Source organism: Chloroflexota bacterium (genome assembly GCA_016197225.1).
Lineage (GTDB): Bacteria > Chloroflexota > Anaerolineae > Anaerolineales > VGOW01 > VGOW01.
On the sequence record JACPWC010000080.1, the window covers coordinates 62,977 to 84,550 of the forward strand.

The following is a 21,574-nucleotide window of genomic DNA, read 5'->3' on the forward strand; positions in this document are numbered from 1 at the left end:
AAATCTGTGGATAACAAAAAATGAATGCTCTAGCCGCCTACCTTCCTCAAGACCGTCTCCGTGCCCTCGCCCGCGGTGAAACCCTGCCCGACCGCACGGCCGGCTCCGCGCTATTTGCCGACATCTCCGGCTTCACACCATTGACCGAAGCCTTGCGTGACTCGCTCGGCCCGCGACGCGGCGCGGAAGAATTGACCAGGCATCTCGATGCCGTGTACACCGCCCTCATCGCCGAAATCGAAAAGTATGGCGGCAGTGTCATCGGCTTTGCAGGAGATGCGATTACTTGCTGGTTCGACGATGCGCATGGTCAAGCCGCGCCGCGCGCGACGGCGTCCGCGTTCGCGCTACAAAAAGCGATGCAGGCATTCACGGCGATCGCTTTGCCCAATGGCTCAACGACGGCGCTGACCTTGAAGGTCGCGGTCGCCACTGGCTCTGCGCGCCGTTTCGTGGTGGGCGACCCAAAGATCAACTATCTGGACGCATTGGCTGGCGCGGCGGTGGCTCGTACATCCACAGGGGAGCATCTTGCAAATAAAGGTGATGTGCTCCTAGACGAAGCCACCGTGGACGCGATTGGTGAATCATTGACAATCAAAGAATGGCGCAGCGATGCCCAGAACGGTGAGCGCTTTGCAGTGGCCACACAATTCGCAAGTGAATCAAACACACCTGCATTACCTGCAACCTCGCGCCCACCTGCCGCAAACAAATTGCGTGTGTGGATGCACCAACTTGTGTATGAGCGCGAAATATCTGGGCAAGGCTCCTTCCTCACCGAGTTCCGGCCATGCGCGGTGTCGTTTGTGCGCTTTGTGGGGATTGATTACGACGCGGACGACGCGCAAGCCCAACTCGATTCATTCATCCGGCAACTGCAAGGCATTACGGCCCGTTACGACGGCGCTGTCCTGCAACTCACCATTGGCGACAAGGGCAGTTACATCTACGTCAACTTTGGAGCGTTATCCGCGCATGAGGATGATGCGCGGCGGGCGGTGAGGGCGGCTTTGGAGTTGAGGAAGAAAACGGAGTTGCAATTGCAGATGGGGATTACGCAAGGCGTGATGCGCGTGGGGGCGTATGGCGGCGCGACGCGGAGAACATACGGAGCGTTGGGCGATGAAGTCAATCTCGCGGCGCGCTTGATGAGCAATGCGGCGGTGGGTGAAATTCTATTGGGTGGACAAATTCAGAAGACGACGGCGAATGATTTTGTTTCCGAGCCGCGCCCGCCGTTGCCGATGAAAGGCAAGGCGGAACCGTTGCCTGTGTTCGCGGTGACGGGGGAACGACAACAACGGGCGATTCGATTGCAAGAACCCACATACGCTTTGCCGATGGTTGGACGCGAAAAAGAATTACAAATTACCAATGACAAATTAGATTTAGCACTTGAAGGTAAAGGGCAGGTCATTGGTATCGTGGCAGAGGCAGGCATGGGCAAGTCCCGACTCGTGGCGGAGGCGATCCGCGTTGCGCGCAAAAAGGGATTCGCTGGTTATGGCGGAGCCTGTCAATCGGATGCGGTCAATACGCCCTATCAAACATGGAAATCCATTTGGTCAGCGTTCTTTGATGTGGACCCCTCTGCGCCGTTGAAAAAACAAATCCGTTTGCTTGAAGGTGAAATTGAAGACCGCGCGCCTGAGCGCATGCAAGCCCTGCCGTTGTTGGGCATTCTGTTGAATCTCGAGATCCCCGACAATGATTTTACGAAAACGCTCGAACCGAAATATCGCCAGAGCGCCTTGCGGGCATTGCTGGAGGATTGTCTGCGCGCGGCGGCGAAGGATGAACCGTTGCTGATCGTCATCGAAGACCTGCACTGGATTGACGCGCTCTCGCACGACCTGACCGAAGAACTGGCGCGCGCGCTGAGCGACAGCCGTGTGTGTTTCGTGCTGGCGTATCGCCCGCCGCAACTAGCGCGGCTGGAAGCGCCGCGGCTCGAAGCCATGTCGAACTTCACCAGGATCGAATTACATGAACTGAACGCGACCGAAGCCGAGGGCGCCATTCGCGCCAAACTGGCGCAGTTGTACCCCGCCCGCAGTGGCGCGGTGCCGCCCATGCTGGTGGAGAAACTGATGGCGCGCTCACAGGGCAATTCGTTCTATCTGGAAGAACTCCTCAACTTTTTGCGCGACCGCGGACTCGACCCGCGCGATGCCGCTGACCTGAACAAAATCGAACTACCCGATAGTTTGCACACGCTCATCCTCAGCCGCATTGACACGCTCACTGAAAGAGAGAAGACGACGCTTCGCGTGGCCAGTATCGTCGGGCGGTTGTTCCGCGCCGATTGGCTGACGGGTTATTATCCCGACCTGGGCGCACCGACCCGCGTGCAAGCCGATCTAGAGGGACTGGCGCAGATAGACATCACGCCGCTCGACTCACCCGAGCCTGAGTTGGCGTATCTCTTCAAGCACATCGTCACCCACGAAGTGACCTATGAGAGTTTGCCCTTCGCCACGCGCGCGCAGTTGCACGAGCAGTTGGCGCAGTACCTGGAGACCATCGCCGCGCCCGTGGAGACCATTGCCCATCACTACGGGCAGAGCCACAACTCGGCCAAACAGCGGGAATATTTTCAGAAAGCCGGTGACGTGGCGCAGGCGGCGTTTGCCAATGAGGCGGCGTTGGATCACTATGCGCGGCTGTTACCGCTGCTAGCGGAGCCACGCGAACAGATTGACCTGCATCTCAAACGCGGCGACCTTTTCTCGCTCATGGGGCAGTGGGCGGAAGCGGAGACCGATTACCACACGGCGCTGGCATTGGCTGAAACGGCGCCTGACCCAGCGGCCACGGCGCGTTGTCAACAGGCGTTGGGTGCGTTGTTGCATCTGCGCGGCGATTACGATGCCGCGCTGGCATGGCTAGTGCAGGCACGCGCCGGGTGTGAGGCCCTGGACGACCGCGCCAGGGTGGGGGAGACGCTGATTGAGATGGGTATCGTCTCTTGGCGCAAGGGAGAGTACGCGGACGCCCACGGGCACCTGGAAAAAGGACTGGCGTCGGCGCGCGCGGTGGGCGATCAACATGAGGCGGCGCGCGCGCTCAACATCCTGGGGTCTGTGTTTTTTGACCAGGGCGACTATGCGGCGGCGCGGGCGTTGTACGAAGAAAGCCTGGCGCTCACGCGTCAGATGGGCGACAAGCGGGGTATCGCGGCCTCGCTCAACAATCTGGGGCTTGTGGCTGGTGTTCAAGGCGATTCTGCGGCGGCGTGGGCATTGTATGAGGAAAGCCTGGCGCTGGTGCGGGAGATGGGCGACAAGTGGGGCATTGCCATTTGCCTCAACAACTTGGGGTCTGTGGCTGGTGAGCAAGGCGACTATGCGGCCGCGCTGGCATTGCACGAAGAAAGCCTGGCGCTCAGGCGTCAGATAGGCGACAAGTTGGGCATTGCGACATCGTTCAACGACCTGGGGAATGTGGCCAACTATCAAGGCGACTCTGCGGCCGCGCGAGCGTTGCACGAGGAAGGCTTGGCGCTGTACCGGGAGATGGGCGACAAGCGGGGTATTATGTTCTCGCTCTTCCATCTGGGACTTGTGGCGGTTGAACAGCAGGACTACATCCGGGCGCGGGCCCTGCACGCCGAGAGCCTGACGCAGGCGCGAGAGATGGGCGAAAAGTTAGTGGTCGTTTATAACCTGGCTGGGTTAGCGGCGGTGGCGGTGGGGGTAGGTGCGGCGTGGCGCGCGGCGCGCTTGGCGGCGGCGGCTGAAACGTTGTTGGCCGTTATCAAAGGCACCATTGAGTCTTTAGCCCGCCGCCAATTTGAGCGCACTCTCGCCGCCGCTCGCGCTACGCTGGGCGAAGAAGCGTTTAACGCCGCGTGGGCGGAAGGGCAGGCCATGTCACTGGACGACGCCATTGCGCTGGCTTTGACTCCACCGGAGTAACGTGGAAAAACTCATCACCGGCCTCTTCGCCCAAACCCTCGAAGCCAACCGCGCCCGCTTCAACGCCAGGTTCGCCGAAGCGCGGCGCTTCAAACCCAACCTGAACGCCGAAGCCCTCGCTGAACATTTGCGGTCGGTGGTTGCGCCGATTGTCGAGGCCGTGGCCCGCCAGAATCCGGCGGCCGCAACAGAGACGGTTGAAACGTTATATGACCTGTCGCTCGATCTGATCGGGCAGGAACTGCTCGGCCCTGCCTCACGGTATCCAGCCATCAACGAAGGCTGGAAGACGGTCTTGCCGTCTCTGCCGCAACACCTCGCCTCTGCGCCCCGAGCCGTGATCAGCGCCATCACCAACGCGCTCTACAACTTCTCGCTCGAACCCTCGGCCCGACCCGGCGAGTGGATGAAGCTGATGCTGGAACTTGCGCCGCTCTGCCCGGACGTTGACACATTGTTGAAGGCCGGACAGGTGGCCGCCTGGCGCTCCGGCCTGGCCCACTACCGTCAGGGCGCGCTGGAAATTTGCCGAACGCTGGACGAGAAGATCGCCCGCGCGGTGTTGGGCATTTCTCCAATCAACACTTTGCCTATCACTACAATTCTTGAGCACCTGCAAACCAATCCCTGGCTAAATCCAAACGGCATTACTCAATTATCAATTACCAATAACCGATTACAAATCGTCGCCCACCTCGGGGCCTTTCGCGGCTTCGGCGGCCTGTTCGTGTCGCCCCCGCTCGTCTTCTCGTCAGGCGAACACTTCATCGTCACCGATGGCGACGGCTCGTGGCTGCTCACCGCCGACTGTTTCGGCGCAACCTGGCATCGCACCGAAGCCCAGCCTGTTGACTTGCAGACCAGCGCATCTTTCAGCCTCAACCGCGCAGGTCAAGTGAGTGTTGATGGCAAACCAATCGGCAACTTTCCAGAGCTGGCAAATGCCCAAAGCACAGCCGCCAATAAAACAACGCTGGCCGTCACTACGCCGCTGTCGCACTCGGTCTATCTCGTCGCACTTGCCGAATGACACCACAAAAGGAAACTATTTGCAATGCGAGTAACCAACATGATCTCAGCCGTTGATCTTCATGCCTGCGGCGAGCCGGGCCGCGTCATCACCGGCGGCGTGCTGGACGTGCCGGGCCGGACGATGTTCGAGAAGATGCAATACTTTGCACAGCATCACGACGACATTCGCCAACGGATGTTGCGCGAGCCGCGCGGCTACCCGGCGGCCAACTGCAACCTCATCCTGCCGCCCACTCGCCCCGAAGCCCAGGCCGGCTACATCATCATGGAACAGGTCGAGTACCCGGCCATGTCGGGCACCAACACGATCTGCGTCGTCACCGCGTTACTCGAAACCGGCATGTTGCCCATGACCGAGACGGTCACTCAGCTTACCCTCGAGTCGCCTGCCGGATTGATCAGCATCCGCGCCGACTGTAAAAACGGCAAAGTGACTCAAGTAACGTTCAAGAACGTCCCGGCCTTTGCCGTCCATCTCGACAAGCAGATCGAAGTCTATCGCCTGGGAACCGTCACTGTTGATGTCGCCTGGGGTGGTATGTTCTATGTCATCGCCGACGCCGAACAATTTGGCCTCCGGCTCACACCCGATGAAGGCCGCGACATTACCCGCATCAGCGAAATGATCAAAGCCGCCACCCAGGAACAGTTGCCCGTCGTCCACCCGGAGAATCCCGACATCAAAGAGGTGACCATCGCCCAACTCTCCGGCCCGCCCTCGCACCCCGACGCGCATCGCAAAAACGCCGTCACCGTCTCCACCGGCAAACTGGACTGGAACAAGCCTTCGTCGTGGACAGGCGCGATTGATCGCTCGCCGTGCGGCACCGGCACTTGCGCCAAGATGGCGGCGTTGCACGCCAAAGGCCAACTCAAACTCAATGAGGATTTTCGCCACGAAGGAATTCTGGGCACGATCTTCACCGGGCGGTTGGTCGAAGAGACAAAGGTCGGGCCGTACACGGCGGTCGTGCCGACTCTCAGCGGTCAGGCCTGGATCACTGGTCTGGCCAATTATGTCCTCGATCCCGAAGACCCCTTTCCAAACGGCTTCACCGTCGGCGACATTTGGGGCGCTGTGGATTAGAACGCGGATGACGCGGGCGTTTCGCACGCGGATTTTCGCGGATTGCTTTGAAAGGAGTCGTTTATGAGTCTCAAATATGAAGAACTCACGGAGGCCATCATCAATGCCTTCTACTACGTCTACAACACACTTGGCTACGGCTTTCTGGAAAAGGTTTACCGAAATGCTTTGATTCACGAGCTTCGAAAGCGAGGGTATCAAGTTGAGGCTCAGGTTCCCATGTAAATCCGCGCCTCTCCGCGTCATCCGCGTTCTGTAATTGATGCCTGACCTGAACGACCTCCAAAGCGCCTGGGCCGCCAAATGGCCCGAAGCGCTCACTCTGTGGAGCCGGTTCACCCGCCTCAGCGAACCGCGCTGGTGCTTCACGCCAGACGACGCCAAGCGCGAAGGGCTGACCGGCAGTTTCGCCATGATCCGCTTCGACGATCAGGCGGTGGTCATTGGCCTGCATCTGATCGCCGAAAAAAAGCTTGAGCCGTTCGCGCTCGAAATTCTGGCCCACGAAGTCGGCCATCACGTTTACGCCCCGGCTGATCTTTCCGATCACGGACGGATGATTGCCCGGATGCGGCGCGCTCTGCCCACCAAAGAGCATCTGGCCGCCTTCATCAGCAACTTGTACACCGACCTGCTGATCAACGACCGACTGCAACGTGGATCGAATTTGCGGCTGGCGCAAGTGTACGAAACGCTTGGCAACAACTCAACCGACAAGCTTTGGACGTTTTACATGCGGGTTTACGAAATTCTGTGGAGCTTGCCGAAGGGCAAGTTGGCGAAAGGCACAATTGACGATCAGCTTGAAGGCGATGCCTACCTCGGCTCGCGGCTGATCCGGTCATACGCCAGAGACTGGATGGGCGGCGCCGGGCGGTTTGCCGCCCTGTGCCTGCCCTACCTGCTCGAAAACGAAGGCCAGGAGATTCAACAAATTTTGCGCGGCTGGCGCGACATGGAAGGGTCGGGCCAGGGCGGCGCGCCCGGCGGCCTGACCGAAATCGAAGACGACGAGCTGGAGGGCGCGATTCATCCGGCGCTGGATGACGAGTTGACGGGACTCGAAGGAGATGACATCAGGGGCGAAAAGAAAAACGGGACACGGCCAGGCGGCGACGCCCCCGGCGGCAGCCGTGGTCAGTATCGTGAACCGTTCGAGTACGGTCAAATCCTGAAAGCATTGGGCCTCAATCTCAGCGATCACGAGATCGCGATTCGCTATTATAAAGAGCGGGCCACGCCGAATCTGATTCGCTTTCCGACGCGGATAAAACCTGAATCAACTGAACCCCTGCCTGAGGGCCTCGAGGCGTGGGACATCGGCTCGCCATTGGAAGCCGCCGACTGGTTGCAGAGCGTGATCGTCAGCCCGCGCGTTGTGCCCGGCATGACGACGGTGCAGAGAGTGTGGGGCACGACCGAAGGCTCACTGCCAGAAAAAGAGCCGCTGGACTTGGATTTGTACGTGGACTGCTCCGGCTCGATGCCCAACCCGCAAGTGAATGTGTCGTATCTCACGCTGGCCGGGGCCATCATCGCCCTTTCGGCTCTGCGTGTCGGGGCGCGGGTGCAGGCCACGCTGTGGAGCGGCGCGGGGCAGTTCGACACCACCGGCGGCTTCATCGCCGACGAGCGCAAGATTTTGGGAATCCTCACCGGCTACCTCGGCGGGGCAACGGCCTTCCCGATTCACGTTTTGCGTGAGACGTATCAAAACCGAAAGCCGGGTGACCGGCCCGTTCACATCCTGCACATCTCCGACGACGGCATCACGACGATGTTCGGCAAAGACGAGAAAGGCAACAGCGGCTGGGAGGTTTCGCAAATGGCGCTGACGAAGGCGCGCGGCGGCGGCTCGATGGTATTGAACCTGTGGCAAGACTGGCAGAAGAACGCCGACCTCTCTCGCGCCCACGACGAAGGCTGGCAGATTAGCGTGGTGCGAACGTGGGAAGAGTTAGTAGCGTTTGCGAAGGCGTTTAGCAAAGCCAAATATGGAGACGACGGACGATAGACGAAAGGCGAAAGCCACCTTCGTCATTCGTCATTTGTCATTTGCCATTGAACACCGAAGGCCCCTTGCTCGAAACCCTCACCCGCAGGCTCGCCGAGTGCCCCGCCGAATTTTTGGCCGAGCCGCGCCTGGGCAAGAGCGGCCAGGTGCACGTGGCGGCAGTGGTCTCCGACCTGTTGACAAGTCTGGGCGGCCCGCCGTTGAGCAAAGACGAAGCTGTTCTCTTTCAGCGAACGGATGCGAAGAAGCATCGCAATCATTACTCAGTTGTATTGATCGCCTGCTGGCTCTTACACGACGCCTGGTTTCGCGAACGAGGGCAATTCGCCGAAACCGCCCGGCAACTGCTCTTCACCGGACTCGACGAACTGGCCGGGCTGATCCGAGCGCCGCAACTCGTTTCCGATCCCGACCGACGCGAAGAGTTTAGCCGCCTCTGTTTGAGCGCCCTGAACCTGCGCCCGGCCGGAGAGACCGCCGCCCAAGCCCTCGACCGTCTCACCACCCTCAACACCGCCGAGCGCCAGCGGGTCATCGCCGCCGCCCGCGCCGCCGAAGCGCGCGCCCAGGAAATCCGCGAAGCCATGGCCGGGAAGGCGGCGGAAGAAGCGGCGGATAAGTGGTCCAGAGAATAGGACACAGATAAACACATCTGTGTTTATCTGTGTTCATCTGTGTACCGGTAATTGATGGCCGACTTGCCTTTCACGGACGCCGAACGTTTTCCGCTCATCACCAATGATGGCCGCCGCCTGCTGAAGCGGCTGCGCGAACACCCACATGCGCCGCGTTATACGGCGGTTTGCGGCAACCGGTTGACCGTCGAGTATTTACGCCGCGTGCATGAATACGAAGCCGAGTTGAACTCTGCCCCAAAGGGCTGGCCGCCGGGCGGCTTCCCGGCCTGGCTCCCCGGCTTCGTCGAGATGTGCTTTCGCGATGTGCCGTTCTACCGGCGTTACGACGGGCAACCTGCTAACTTCCACGACATTCCCGCCACCAGCCGCGCCGACCTCAGCCGTGAGATTGGGTCGTTTGTGCCGGACACGGCTCCGTTGGATGATCTGATCATCTACGCCACATCCGGCACAACAGGCCACCCGCTCACTATTCCGTCACACCCGGTTGTGGGCGCGTGTTACACGCCTCTGCTCAAGGCGGCGCTGGCGACAAAGGGCATTGAGTTGACGAGCGGGCGCGGGCAAGTGTGTTGCGTCCTCGTCGGCTATCAGCGCCAGGCTTACACATATCCTTCGGTAACGCCGCACCAGGGTGAAGCCGGACACCTCAAACTCAACCTTCACCCCGACGATTGGCGCGACCCCGACGACCGTGCCCGTTTCCTCGACGACTGCAACCCGGAGCTTTACACCGGCGACCCCATCGCTTTCATGGAACTGATGAAGCTCCCCCTCAAGAGCCGGCCCAAAGCCATGATCTCAACGGCAATGATGCTCCTACCGGGCCTGCGCCAACAACTCGAGTCGCACTTCGGCTGTCCGGTGCTGGATGTATACTCGATGAACGAAGCCGGGCCGGTTGCGGTGCTGCGCGACGATGTTCACGTTCTCCTGCAACACCGCCTCTACGTCGAGATTCTGGATTCTGATGGCAGCCCCTGTCCGCCCGGTGCGCGCGGCGAAGTCACCCTGACTGGCGGCCTCAACTTCTTTCTGCCATTGTTGCGTTATCGCACCAACGACTACGCCAGTTTGGAGTGGCGAGACGGTCAGCCGGTGTTGGTTCGCTTGGAGGGCAGGCCGCCGGTGCTTTATCGCGGCGCAAACGGCCAACTCGTCAACAACCTTGACGTGACCGGCGCGCTCAAGCATCTGGCCCTGCCGCAGTTCACTCTGCACCAGGCCGCCGACGATTCGCTTCACTTGAAAATACGGCGCTCAGGTGCGGACATCTCTCAAATCCACGCCGCCCTGCTCGCCCTCTTCAGCTCCAATCAAAGATTGACCGTTGAAGAAGTGGTGTCGCTTGGCGACAAAGTGATTCAATACACCAGCGACCATCCGACTACCTGACCATCCGACTCATGACCACCGGCTTCATCTGGGGCAAGTTCATGCCCATCCATCGCGGGCACATGTACTTAATTGAATACGCTCGCGAGCGCGTTGACCACCTGACGGTGCTGGTTTGCTCGCGACTTCATGAGCCGATTCCTGGCTCGCTTCGCTATCAGTGGGTGCGCGAGTTGTACCCGGAGGTGAACGTTCAGCACTGCGACGACGAAATTCCATCATATCCGCACGAACATCCCGACTTTTGGACTATCTGGCTGAATACCATTCGCCGCTTCGTTCCTGTCGGGCCGAATGTGGTGTTCACGTCTGAGGTTGCGGGCGACAAGCTGGCCGAGATTCTGGGGGCGCGGCACGAGTGCGTGGATTTGCGCCGTGAGAAGTTCCCTGTTTCAGGCACTGCCGTTCGCGGTAATCCAGGAGCGTGCTGGGAGCTTATTCCGCCATCAGTACAAGCCTATTACACTGAAGGGCTTTACAAAATGCTTCCGCCGATCTTTCATGATCCGGCTTAAATAATGTAGGGCGAGTTGACAACTCGCCCTACAGTTTTACTTTAGCGTTTTGAATAGCGTCGTCGTTTATTGGCCGGCGGGCGAGACCGGTATCCGGCTTGTTGCGAGGGGAGGTCGGCGGCAAGGCGGGAGACGTAAGGCGCGGGCGCGTTACGGTTGTTTCCCGGCGCAGGCCGCGAGACCGGCTTGGGGCTTGAAGTGTTGGGCCGGCGAGGGTATTCCTGGCGCTGGGCAAACGGACGCGATGGAAATGGGGGTCGAGAGTCGGTTTCACCGGCAGACTTGGGTTGTTTATAATCGAACTCTGGCAGGGTGCGGCGATCCAATTTTGTCCCCAGAATCCGTTCAATCGTTTTCACCATGTCAGCATCTTCCTGAGTGACCAGGGTGAAGGCGTCGCCGGTTTTGGCGGCCCGGCCCGTGCGGCCGATGCGATGGGTGTAAGCGTCGGCGGTGTCGGGCATGTCGTAGTTGATGACGTGCGAGATGCTCGACACGTCTATGCCTCGGGCGGCAATGTCGGTGGCGACCATGATTTGAAACTTGCCGGAGCGGAAGCCGTCGAGCGAAGCCTGACGTTTGTTCTGTGACAGGTTGCCCTGCAAAGAGGTGGCGTTGTAACCGCCCTTCTTGAGTTGCTCGCCCAGCCGCTTGGCCCGGTGTTTGGTGCGGGTGAACACCAGCACTGAGTCGGTATCGGTGTGGCGCAGGAGTTCGAGCAGGAGGGCGGTCTTGAGGTGCGGGGCAATCGGGTACAAGGCGTGGGAAACCGTGGTGGCCGGGGCGGCCTCGCCGATTTGCACCCGGGTCGGGTTGCCAAGCACGTCGCGGGCCAGTTGGCGCACGTCGTCGGGCATGGTGGCCGAGAAGAAGAGCGTTTGCCGTTTGGCCGGAACGTGTTTGATGATCTTGCGCACTTCGGGCAGGAAGCCCATGTCAAACATCCGGTCGGCTTCGTCGAGCACCAGCACTTCCACCTGGGCCAGGTTGATCTGGCCTTGCTTGAGATGATCAAGCAAACGACCGGGGCAAGCGACGACTATCTCGACGCCGCCGCGTAGTTTATCGCTTTGAGCGTTCATGCTCACGCCGCCGTAAACGGTGATACTGCGGATGCGGGTCTGCTGGCCAAGTTGGGTGATGGCAACGTGAGTCTGTTCGGCCAACTCGCGGGTGGGAGAGATGATGAGGGCGCGCACCCGGCCACGCGGGCCGGTGAGCAGGCGTTGCAAAATGGGCAAAACGAAGGCGGCAGTCTTGCCAGTGCCGGTTTGGGCCAGGCCCATCACGTCGTTGCCTTCGAGAATGGGCGGGATCGCCTGCTCCTGGATCGGGGTCGGCTCGGTGTAGCCGAGCGCCCGAACACCCGCCATGAGGCGCGGGTCTAATTGAAATGCTTCAAAATTCATTTTTCGATAAACCTTTGGTTCAACTCGAGGCTGAACAAATAAAACTGCCGTCAGTCCACAAGCGGGTCTGGCGGCAAGGGGCACACAAAACACAACAACTGGAGGCGGTATTGTATCATAGAGATCATGCCTGACCCGGAATTGGTCGTCGTCTGGCGAATTACCGAACACTGTGACCTCGGCTGTGCCTTCTGCGCCTACAGCCGCCACCTCCGCCGCCCCCGCCTCTCGGCCGGCCCGGCTCAAGTTCTGGCCTTCGGCGCTTTGCTCAAAGAGTACGCAACAACTTATCAGCGCGATGTTCTCGTCAGTTGGCTTGGCGGCGAGCCGTTGCGCTGGCCGCCGCTGTTCAAGGTTTCGCACACCTTTAAGAACGGCTTCAATTTACGACTCGGAGTCACTACCAACGGCACGGCCCTCAATTCCGAGTCTGTTCGACGGCGGCTCGTCGAAGATTTTGATCAACTCACGATCAGCGTGGACGGCCTCGGCGATTTCCACGACCGGGGCCGGGACGCGCCGGGGCTGTTTGAGCAGTTGCGGCTCAACATCCAAAGCTTGAGCGAGCTAAAACGGAATACGGGACATGGCCCGCTTCTTCGCGTCAATACCATTTTGATGCGCGACAACATCCGCAACTTTGAAACTCTGTGCCGGGCTGTGGCCGAATGGGGCGTGCAGGAAATCACCTTCAACGCCCTGGGCGGGCGCGACCGGCCAGAGTTCTTTCCCGACCACCGCTTGTTGCCGGAGCAAGTCGAGCAGTTTTGCGAAGCCCTGCCCGGCATCCGCGCCCGAATGGCACAACCAGGATTGACGATTCTCGGAAGCGAACATTATCTGGAGCGGCTACAAAACTGGTCGCTCAATCTCCAATCTCCGATCTCTGATTGTTCTCCCGGCCAGCGCTTTCTTTTCATTGACGAACGCGGCTTCATCGCACCGTGCAGTTTCACGCTACAGGATTACGGCATTCATCTAAGTGAGATTCGCGGGCCGCGCGACCTGGCTCAATTGCCCTCGCGGCTCGCAACGCGCAAACGCGATAAAATGTCAGCGCCGTGCTTCGACTGTCCGAGCACCCACGTGTTTGGAAAGTTTGTCGGCGGGCTTGGCTCCCTGACTTGAACAAATCATCCAAGAACAAATCCGTTGAATACGTTCAATCCGTTGATGAGACTCGTGAACACTGAAGGCCCCCTCCTCGAAACCCTCACCCGCCGCCTGGCCGAGTGCCCCGCCGACTTCCTGGCCGAGCCGCGCCTCGGGCGCGCGGGCGCGGTTCACGTGGCCGCCGTCGTCGCCGACTTGATTCGCGATCTCGGCGGCGAGCCGCTCACGCAACAACAGGTTGCCGCTTTTCAATCGTCGAACGCCAGGCTCGACCGCAACCGCCTGCGCCTGGTTCTCGTCACCTGCTGGCTCCTGCGCGACTCGTGGTTCACCAACAGACAGCAATTTTCCAAACGGGCGCTCAACTTTCTGGTTGACGGCCTCACCGAATCGGCCAAACTGACTCCCGCGCCCAACTTTGTCAACGACCCCGACCGTCGTGAAGAGTTGAGCCGCCTCTGTTTAAGCGCCCTCGGCCTGCGCCCTGCCGGAGAAACTCTCGCCCAGGCCCAGGATCGCCTCAGCACCCTCGACACTGCCGAGCGCCAGCGGGTGATGACCGCCGCCCGCGCCGCTGAAGAACGCGCCCGCGAGATCCGGCGCAAGATGGCCGAAGAGGCCGCCCGCGAAGCGGAAATGAAAACGATGCGCGAATAACCAATCTCTAATCTCCAATTCTCCAACCTTCAACATGCTTCCCACCGATCGCTTTCCACTCATCACTGAAAGAGGCCATCGCCTTCTGCGGCGGCTTGAGGAACACCTTCACGCGCCGCGCTTCACCCATCGCGGCTACAACCGCCTAACGGCAGAAGGTTTGCGCCGCGCTCGCGCTTTTGCCGAGGAGCTAAAGATCACGCCTCCAACCTGGAGGCACGGTGAAGTTCCAGACTGGTTGGCCGGGTTTGTCGAGCGTTGCTTTCGTGAGGTTCCTATTTATCGCCGTCTCGGGCCGCCAGGCGCCCTGAGCGCAGTCGAAGGGTTTTTTGACCTGCCGACGACTGACCGAAGCGACCTCAATCGCGAACCCTGGGCTTTCCTCCCCGACTCGCAATCCCTTGACGGCCTGATCGTTTACAACACGTCCGGCACAACCGGGCACCCGCTCGACATCCTCACCCATCCCGACACACTTGGGCTTTATGTCCCGCTCCTGCAAGCCGCGCTGGCAACGCACAACATCACACTTGAGGGCGGCCCGGAGCGAGTCGCCGTTGCCCTCGTTTGCTTTCAAAAGCGCACTTACACTTACGCCACCGTCTCGGCCCTGCTCGATCAGGGCGGCTTCGTCAAAGTCAACCTCAGCCCGGATGAGTGGCGCGATCCGGGCGACCGGGCCAGGTTCTTGAACGATCTTCAACCCGAAATCTACACCGGCGATCCCATTTCGTTTGCCGAGCTTGCCAAACTTCCGCTGGCGGCGCAGCCGAAAGCCCTCGTCTCCACGGCCATGACGCTCACCCCGGCCTGGCGCGAATCGCTTGAGGCGCGTTTTGGTTGCCCGGTGATTGACCTGTATTCGATGAACGAGGCCGGGCCGATTGCTGTTGGTTCAGACTTCCGAAATTTAGAAAATTTCGGAAGTCTGAGCGGCTACACTCTTTTGCAACCTCGACTGTACGTTGAAATTCTAAACGAAGATGGATCGGCCTGTGCGCCGGGCGAGCGCGGCGAAGTGACTCTTAGCGGTGGCTTCAACCCGTTTTTGCCGTTGCTTCGCTATCGCACCGGCGATTTTGCCACGCTTGAGTTTCGGGGCGGTTTGGGCAGACACTTGGGCAGACACGCAGGTCTGCCCCTACTGGTTGGTCTTGAAGGGCGCTCGCCGGTTGTCTTTCGCGCCAGAGACGGCCAGCCGGTGAACAACGTTGATGTTTCCATCGCCCTCCGTGCTCTGCCGATCAGCCAATTCAACCTGCATCAATTTGCCGATGGCTCGCTCCGGCTCGGCTTGCGTGGGACAGCCGGCCAGCACGAGGCGCGCCGGGCGTTGCTCGATCTGTTTGGCCCTGAGCAACTGTTGACGATTGCGGCGCTTGAGTCGGACGATAAAGTGGTTCAATACACCGCCGACCTGCCGAAAGAGGCTATTGAGCAAAACGGAAAGTGAAACCACAATAGAGGCTATGACTTTAGAGACAATCGTTTGGGAAGATTATCCAAAAGGCGGAAAACACACCGTCGTCGGAACAGTGAAGATTTGCAGAGGGTTTTGGAGTCCACAGCTTGGCAATGGGCGCGACGTGCTGGTGCATTTGCCGTCGTCGTACACTCAGGACACCCGGCGCTATCAGGTGTTGTACATGCACGACGGGCAGAACCTGTTCGACCGCGACACCGCCTTTGCCGGGCAGGACTGGCAAGTGGACGAGACGCTGGAGAAATTGAGCCGCGAGGGGCTGGAGGCGATTGTGGTCGGCCTCAACAACATTGGCGACCAGCGCCTCAAGGAATACAACCCGTTCGCGAATTTTCACAACGGGCGCGGCGAGCTTTACCTGGACTTCATCATCAACACGGTGAAGCCGGCTATTGATCGTGATTTCCGCACCCTGCCCGGCCAGGCGCACACGGGCATCATGGGTTCCTCAATGGGCGGGTTGATCAGTCTGTATGCTTTCCTTCGTTACCCGGAAGTGTTCAGCTTTGTCGGGGCGATGAGTCCTTCGTTCTGGTTTGCAAAGGGCGCGATCTACGATTACGTGGCCGGGGCGGCGATGAATCCGGGCAAGGTCTATCTCGACAACGGGACTCGCGAGAACAGCGCCCGGCAAATGTACAAGCATCTCAGCCAGAAGGGCTATCGAGTCGATCAGAATTTGCTGTACATCGTTGACGAGGGCGCGGGCCACGAAGAGGCGGCCTGGGCGGGCCGCCTGCCGGGCGCGTTACGTTTTCTACTTCATCCGTGACAAACTATCTCCCGGCAATCGTTTGAGCCGCCGCCTCTGCCGCAACTTCGGGCGTGGCCTGGCCGCTGAGGACGGATTGCACGGCCAGGGTGATGGGCGGGCCAAGCACGCCGAGCAAGGTTGAGGAGGGCAAAGGCTGGGCGGCAGTGACGGCTTCCCCGGCGATGGCGCGCAAGGCGGGGTCGGGCCACTGAGTCAGCGCCGCTCCCCGAGTCGGCAAGAGTTGAGCCTCCAGAGTCCACGCACTCAGGTTGTCGGGCGCAGTGAGCCAGCGCATCAATTCAAGCGCCATGCTTTGCCGCGTCGGGTCGGCGGCCACCAAAGCGTAGTTCCACTGGCTGGCAAAGGTGAGGCTGTTGCCTTCGCGTGTGGGCAGGAGCGTGTAGCCGGTGGCCGCCACGCGATCTCTCTCCGCAAAATAGGTGCTGGCGTAAGCCGCCGCCGAGGTCGCCCGGCTCTCGCGATAGGCCAGCCAGGTGTCGGCGGTGTTGACCGACTCCAGCGATCCAATTGAAAGCAAATCGTTGACTTGCAAAAACTGATAGTAGGTCAGCACCTGAGCCAGTACGGTTGAGTTGATGGCCGGCTTGCCAGTCTCGTCGGTGAGCGAGCCGCCGAGGGCCACATATTGTTGCAACGTCACCAGCGCCGTTGGATCGTTGAGTGGAAGCCAGATCGGGCCAGCGCCAGTGTTGAGGTCCACCCAGGCCAGCGGCGGCGTGACGTAGACATTGGTGGAGTAGGCCAGCCCCAACGCGTCGGCGGCAAAGGGCAACCCCAGCAGTTGATTGTCAATGCGGGCCGCCTGCAACGCAAACGGATAAAAGTCCGCTAGCTCCGCTTCGCCAAAGTGCTCGGTGAGTGTCTGCAAAAAGGGCGCGGCGTTCGTCAGCGTCGGCCCATCGGCCACAATCACATCCGGGCTAATGCCCGGCGCCGATTGCAGAGTCGTTTGCAACGAGTCGAGCAGGCCGCCCTGCCCTGTCAGTTTTTTCGCTCGCACTTCAATTTGCCAGCCAGGGTGAGAGTCTTCAAACGCTTGCAGTTGCGTGAGCAATTGTCGGCCTGCCGCGTCGTCATTCGTCGGCGCAAGTTGCGGCGGAAACCACAGGCGCAAGGTTTGGGTGGCCGGGGCGACCGGCGTTTGCGGCAGAGGCGATTTGTTGGGTTCGGGGCTTGCCGCCGTCGTGGCTGTCGGTTCAGCCGTCACTGCCGTGGGCGGCGAAGTGGCCGGCGCAGGGCCGGGTTGAAACGAACAGGCGGCGAGAATGAAAATGCACAATGCACAATTCGCAATGCTCAACGCAATTGTGAACTGTGAATTGTTAATTGTGAATTGGCGGCATTTCATCTTTCGATTATAACCCGCCGACTCAAACCCAATTTGACACACCCTTCCGCGTAAGCTACGATCAGCCAACGATGGACGAAGCCTGGACGGTGAGCGCCCTCAACCACTACATTCGCGCAGCTCTGGAAACCGACTACCGGCTGAAAGACCTGGTCGTCGTCGGCGAAATTTCCAACCTCTCGCGGCCTGCCTCCGGCCACCTCTACTTCACCCTCAAAGACTCAGCCGCCGCCGTTCGTTGCGTGATGTGGAAGGCGCAGGCCGCCCGCCTGCTCTACCGCCCGCGCGACGGCGACCGTGCCCAAGTGCATGGCGCGGTTGGCGTGTACGAAGCCGCCGGCCAGTATCAACTCTACGCCGACTGGATTCAAGCCGAGGGCCAGGGCGACCTCTTCCGCCAGTTCACCGCCCTCAAAGCCAAACTTGAAGCCGAAGGCCTCTTCGACCCAAACCGCAAACGTTCCATCCCAAGCCAGCCACATCGCTTAGCCATCGTCACCTCGCCCACCGGCGCCGCCCTGCGCGACATGCTCAACGTCATCCGCCGCCGCTGGCCCGCCCTCGAAGTCATTCTGTGTCCGACCCCGGTTCAGGGCGACGATGCCCCGCCGCAAATTGTGGACGCCCTCTCTGCCGCTAACTCAATCAAGCCTGAAGTGATCATCGTCGCTCGCGGCGGCGGCTCCATCGAAGACCTGTGGGCCTTCAACGACGAAGACGTCGTTCGGGCCATCGCCGCCTCTAAAGCGCCCGTCATCTCCGGCGTGGGCCACGAAACCGACTTCACCCTGGCCGACTTCGCCGCCGACCTGCGCGCGCCCACGCCTTCTGCCGCTGCCGAGTTGGCAACACCCAACCGCCTCGACCTGCTGGCCGACCTTCGCGGCCAGACCGAACGGCTGGCTGGCGCGTTGCAAAGCCTCGCGCGCGCGCGCCGCTGGGCGCTGGCCGAACGAACAGCCGCCCTGCGCGGACTCTCGCCGCGCGCCCAACTTGCCAACTCGCGCCAGCGATTGGATGATCTGACTCTGCGCTCACTCTCGGCCACTCGCCATGCGCTGGAAATCAGCCGCCACCGCGCCGGCGGCCTGACCCAGCGTTTGGCCGCCCTCAGCCCGCTGGCCATCCTCCAGCGCGGCTACGCCGTCGTCACCCGCGCCAACACCGCCCACGTCATCCGCTCCGCCGCCGAAGTCCAACCCGGCGACCCGCTCGACGTGCGCGTGAGTCAAGGAAAATTCACGGCCAGCGTTGATTCACCACAAAGGCACGAAGACCGGAAGATTCACGAAGGAAAGAAGAAATGATGAGATCAAATCATCCGCCCCTTTCAGTTCGCGAAGAGGAAATCGCGACCGCCATCGTAAACAGTGCCTTTGAAGTGCATAAAGCGCTTGGGCCGGGCTTGCTTGAGCATGTTTACGAAGTCTGCTTTTGCCATGAACTAAAGAAACGAAACTGGACTTACGTCCGGCAGGTAGCATTGCCGATCGTTTACGACGGCATTACCTTCAACGATGCCCTTCGCCTTGATGTGCTGGTCGAAGACTTGGTGATCTGCGAACTCAAAGCTGTTGAAACAATGCTCCCCGTTTATGAGGCCCAACTCTTGAGCCAATTAAAATTGAGCGGCAAGCGACTCGGCTTCCTCATTAACTTCAACGTGCCGCTGATCAAACACGGCATCAAACGCATCATCCTATAAAAACTCTTCGTGCAACTTCGCACCTTCGTGCCTTCGTGGTGAATTCACTATGCCCAAAAAAACCTCTGCTCCGCCAAATGAACTAAGCTTTGAAAAAGCGTTCGCCGAACTGGAAGCCATCGTCGCCAAACTGGAGTCGGGCCAACTGTCGCTCGACGAGGCGCTGGCCTGGTTCGAGCGCGGGCAGGCGCTGGCCGCCCAGTGCAGTAGCTTGCTCGACGCCGCCGAACTCAAAGTAAAACAATTGTCGCCCGGCGGCGATCTGGAAGACATCGAACCCTTCGGCGCTGAGGAAAGCTGACCGTGCCCCAACTCGCCGCCCTGTTCCAAAATGATCCGCTACTCGCCGCTGTGGCCGCCTGGAGTCTCGCCCAAATTATCAAAGTCCCGCTCGACTATCTGTTCACTCGCGAGTTCAATTGGCATCTGCTTCTCAGCGCCGGCGGCATGCCCAGTTCGCACGCCGCCCTGGTCGCCGGGCTGGCCTGGACGATGGGCCTTGAATACGGTTTCGACTCGGCGGTCTTCGCCATTGCCGCCGTCTTTTCCATGATCGTCATTTACGACGCCACCGGCGTGCGCCGCGCCGCCGGAGAACACGCCCGAGTCATCAACCGCATGATCGAAGACCTGGCCACCGGCCACCCTCTCAAAGAAGAGGAACTCAAAGAACTGCTCGGCCACACCCCGCGTCAGGTGCTGGCCGGCACCATCTTCGGCATTGTCGTCGGCTCCGCCGCCTGGTGGTGGCTCAAAAATTACACCGCCTAAAAGAAAATCCCAAATCTCAAGCGAAGCGCCCAATTCTCTAATCTCTAATCTCCAACTTCCATGTCTTCCCTACCTCCTAACTACAGCCTCGGCACTCACGCCATTCATGCTGGTGAAGAAGCCAACGCTCATCGCGCTCACGTCGGCCCCATCTACCTCTCGTCCACCTTCACCTTTCCCGATGTCGAAACCGGCGAAGCCATCATGGGCGGGAAAGAGCCGGGCTACTCATACTCGCGCACGACCAACCCCACTGTCCAACAACTGGCCGAGAAGTATGCCCTGCTTGAAGGCATTGACCTGTTGAGAGGCAAACCGGAACGCCCGCTCGAAACTGTCGTCAGGGCCACACCGTTTGCCTCCGGCATGGCCGCCATTTCCAGCGGCGTGCTGGGCCGCCTGCGCGCCGGCGAAACTCTGCTGGCCCAAAGCTCGCTCTACAACATCGCCTTCAGCCTTTTCACCGAAGTTCTGCCCCGCTTCAATGTCGAAGTTGTCTGGGTCGAAGAGGCGTCGCCCGAAAGCTGGGAGCGGGCGCTCAAAGCCCATCCCAGAACCTCGCTACTCTACATCGAAACGCCGTCCAACCCGGTCATGCGAGTGCAAGACATCGCCGCCCTCGCCGACCTGGCTCACCATCACGACGCGTGGCTGATGGCCGACAACACCTTTGCCACACCTTACTGCCAGCGCCCGCTCGACCTCGGCGCTGACCTCGTCGCCCACTCGACCACCAAATATCTTTCCGGTCACGGCACGCACTTGGGCGGCGCCCTGGTCAGCCCGCATCTCGACTTCATGACGAAGGACGTCGCCGACATGCTCAAGAACTTTGGCGGCGTCCCCAGCCCCATGGATTGCTGGCTGGGCATTCTGGGCCTGAAAACGTTCGCCCTGCGGATGGAACGACATTGCCTCAATGCGATGACGATCGCTCATTATTTGGATGGCCACCCCAAAGTCGCCGCCGTGAATTATCCGGGGCTGGACTCTCACCCCGACCAAGCCACTGCCCGCAAGCAAATGATCGGCGGCTTTGGCGGTATGATGAGCTTTGAGCTGAAGGGCGGCGCTCCGGCGGCCCGGGTCATGTTGAACGCTTTGCGTATCCCCGCCATCGCCACCAGTTTGGGAACGGTTGGCTCGCTCATTCAACTCTCGGCCACTATGAACTACGCCGCCTTCCCGCCCGAAACCCGCGCCCGCCTCAACGTCGCCGACGGCCTCATCCGCTTCTCGGTTGGCATCGAAGACGCGGCGGATATTTTGGACGATCTTGATCAAGCGTTAGCAAAATGCTGAAAGCAAACACCCTTTACCTTTGACGTTTTACGTTTTGTATTTCGCGCCTATTCATGTACAAACTCACCATCCTCTTCCGCCACCCCGCCGACCTGGGCAAGTTCGAAGAAATCTGGCCAGACTTCGTCCACTTCGCCGAAGCCATGCCCGGCGTCCTGCGTGTGGAAGTCAGCTCCAGCCTCACCAGCCCCGAAGGCCCCAGCGAGTTCTACAAGATTCACGAGTTCTACTTCGACAACAAGGCGGCCATGGACAAGGCCATGATGTCCGAGAAGGGCGTGCGGGCCGGGAACGTTTTGCAAGTGTTGGAACTTCAAATTTTTTTAAATAAAAATGTTAAATTATTCTATAATTGTGCAAGTACATAAACGTATTAAAATTCATTTTTAATCAAAAAAAAGAAGTCTAGA

Annotated in this window: 20 protein-coding genes; 18 read left to right on the forward strand and 2 right to left on the reverse strand. The window is 59.9% G+C overall.

Annotated elements, in window-relative coordinates:
- Positions 1–20 precede the first annotated feature (20 nt).
- The 8 genes from HYZ49_14625 (at position 21) to HYZ49_14660 (ending at position 10,601) form a co-directional block, all read left to right on the forward strand.
- The gene (locus HYZ49_14625) at positions 21–3,920 is read left to right on the forward strand and encodes a tetratricopeptide repeat protein (protein MBI3243515.1); all 3,900 of its coding nucleotides are present in this window, start codon (positions 21–23) and stop codon (positions 3,918–3,920) included.
- Between the two features lies 1 nt (position 3,921).
- Positions 3,922–4,950 (forward strand): hypothetical protein, encoded by a 1,029-nt coding sequence (locus HYZ49_14630; GenBank protein ID MBI3243516.1) that lies wholly within the window; start codon positions 3,922–3,924, stop codon positions 4,948–4,950.
- A gap of 24 nt (positions 4,951–4,974) precedes the next feature.
- On the forward strand, positions 4,975–6,039 hold the full coding sequence (locus HYZ49_14635) for a proline racemase family protein (GenBank protein MBI3243517.1): 1,065 nt from the start codon (positions 4,975–4,977) through the stop codon (positions 6,037–6,039).
- A 63-nt stretch (positions 6,040–6,102) separates the two neighbouring features.
- Complete coding sequence (locus HYZ49_14640; protein MBI3243518.1) at positions 6,103–6,264, forward strand: GxxExxY protein; 162 nt, start codon at positions 6,103–6,105, stop codon at positions 6,262–6,264.
- A gap of 37 nt (positions 6,265–6,301) precedes the next feature.
- Positions 6,302–8,053, forward strand: a complete 1,752-nt coding sequence (locus tag HYZ49_14645) for a VWA domain-containing protein (protein ID MBI3243519.1) — start codon at positions 6,302–6,304, stop codon at positions 8,051–8,053.
- 47 nt (positions 8,054–8,100) lie between these two features.
- Positions 8,101–8,688: a hypothetical protein gene (locus HYZ49_14650; GenBank protein ID MBI3243520.1), complete on the forward strand. Its 588-nt coding sequence runs from the start codon at positions 8,101–8,103 to the stop codon at positions 8,686–8,688.
- A 54-nt stretch (positions 8,689–8,742) separates the two neighbouring features.
- Complete coding sequence (locus HYZ49_14655) at positions 8,743–10,086, forward strand: capsule biosynthesis protein CapK (GenBank protein ID MBI3243521.1); 1,344 nt, start codon at positions 8,743–8,745, stop codon at positions 10,084–10,086.
- An 11-nt stretch (positions 10,087–10,097) separates the two neighbouring features.
- Entirely contained in the window at positions 10,098–10,601 is a 504-nt protein-coding gene (locus HYZ49_14660) for an adenylyltransferase/cytidyltransferase family protein (protein ID MBI3243522.1), read from the forward strand.
- 41 nt (positions 10,602–10,642) lie between these two features.
- On the opposite strand, the gene HYZ49_14665 is transcribed toward HYZ49_14660, so the two are convergent.
- Complete coding sequence (locus tag HYZ49_14665) at positions 10,643–12,010, reverse strand: DEAD/DEAH box helicase (GenBank protein MBI3243523.1); 1,368 nt, start codon at positions 12,008–12,010, stop codon at positions 10,643–10,645.
- Between the two features lie 126 nt (positions 12,011–12,136).
- Here HYZ49_14665 and HYZ49_14670 point away from each other — a divergent pair, with 126 nt between their 5' ends.
- The 4 genes from HYZ49_14670 to HYZ49_14685 are packed head-to-tail and all read left to right on the forward strand — an operon-like array spanning position 12,137 to position 16,035.
- Positions 12,137–13,138 carry a radical SAM protein gene (locus tag HYZ49_14670; GenBank protein ID MBI3243524.1) on the forward strand — a complete coding sequence of 334 codons (1,002 nt, stop codon included), beginning with the start codon at positions 12,137–12,139 and terminating at the stop codon, positions 13,136–13,138.
- A 54-nt stretch (positions 13,139–13,192) separates the two neighbouring features.
- Positions 13,193–13,780 carry a hypothetical protein gene (locus HYZ49_14675; GenBank protein ID MBI3243525.1) on the forward strand — a complete coding sequence of 196 codons (588 nt, stop codon included), beginning with the start codon at positions 13,193–13,195 and terminating at the stop codon, positions 13,778–13,780.
- Positions 13,781–13,814: 34 nt separating this feature from the next.
- A complete protein-coding gene (locus HYZ49_14680; GenBank protein ID MBI3243526.1) occupies positions 13,815–15,233 on the forward strand; it encodes an AMP-binding protein in 1,419 nt (472 codons plus the stop codon).
- 16 nt (positions 15,234–15,249) lie between these two features.
- Positions 15,250–16,035 (forward strand): alpha/beta hydrolase, encoded by a 786-nt coding sequence (locus HYZ49_14685; GenBank protein MBI3243527.1) that lies wholly within the window; start codon positions 15,250–15,252, stop codon positions 16,033–16,035.
- Between the two features lie 4 nt (positions 16,036–16,039).
- Here HYZ49_14685 and HYZ49_14690 read toward each other — a convergent pair whose 3' ends face one another.
- Complete coding sequence (locus HYZ49_14690; GenBank protein ID MBI3243528.1) at positions 16,040–17,317, reverse strand: extracellular solute-binding protein; 1,278 nt, start codon at positions 17,315–17,317, stop codon at positions 16,040–16,042.
- A 140-nt stretch (positions 17,318–17,457) separates the two neighbouring features.
- On the opposite strand from HYZ49_14690, the gene xseA reads away from it, so the two are divergent.
- From xseA to HYZ49_14720, 6 genes are read left to right on the forward strand one after another with little or no spacing between them, the layout of a single operon-like run.
- A complete protein-coding gene (gene xseA, locus HYZ49_14695; GenBank protein ID MBI3243529.1) occupies positions 17,458–18,693 on the forward strand; it encodes an exodeoxyribonuclease VII large subunit in 1,236 nt (411 codons plus the stop codon).
- Complete coding sequence (locus HYZ49_14700; GenBank protein MBI3243530.1) at positions 18,693–19,091, forward strand: GxxExxY protein; 399 nt, start codon at positions 18,693–18,695, stop codon at positions 19,089–19,091. Before xseA ends, HYZ49_14700 begins: the two co-directional genes overlap by 1 nt.
- A 49-nt stretch (positions 19,092–19,140) precedes the next feature.
- Positions 19,141–19,392, forward strand: a complete 252-nt coding sequence (gene xseB, locus HYZ49_14705; protein MBI3243531.1) for an exodeoxyribonuclease VII small subunit — start codon at positions 19,141–19,143, stop codon at positions 19,390–19,392.
- Positions 19,393–19,394: 2 nt separating this feature from the next.
- The gene (locus HYZ49_14710; protein ID MBI3243532.1) at positions 19,395–19,862 is read left to right on the forward strand and encodes a divergent PAP2 family protein; all 468 of its coding nucleotides are present in this window, start codon (positions 19,395–19,397) and stop codon (positions 19,860–19,862) included.
- A gap of 60 nt (positions 19,863–19,922) precedes the next feature.
- The gene (locus HYZ49_14715; protein ID MBI3243533.1) at positions 19,923–21,164 is read left to right on the forward strand and encodes a PLP-dependent transferase; all 1,242 of its coding nucleotides are present in this window, start codon (positions 19,923–19,925) and stop codon (positions 21,162–21,164) included.
- Between the two features lie 53 nt (positions 21,165–21,217).
- Positions 21,218–21,532 carry an EthD family reductase gene (locus tag HYZ49_14720; GenBank protein ID MBI3243534.1) on the forward strand — a complete coding sequence of 105 codons (315 nt, stop codon included), beginning with the start codon at positions 21,218–21,220 and terminating at the stop codon, positions 21,530–21,532.
- Positions 21,533–21,574 lie beyond the last annotated feature (42 nt).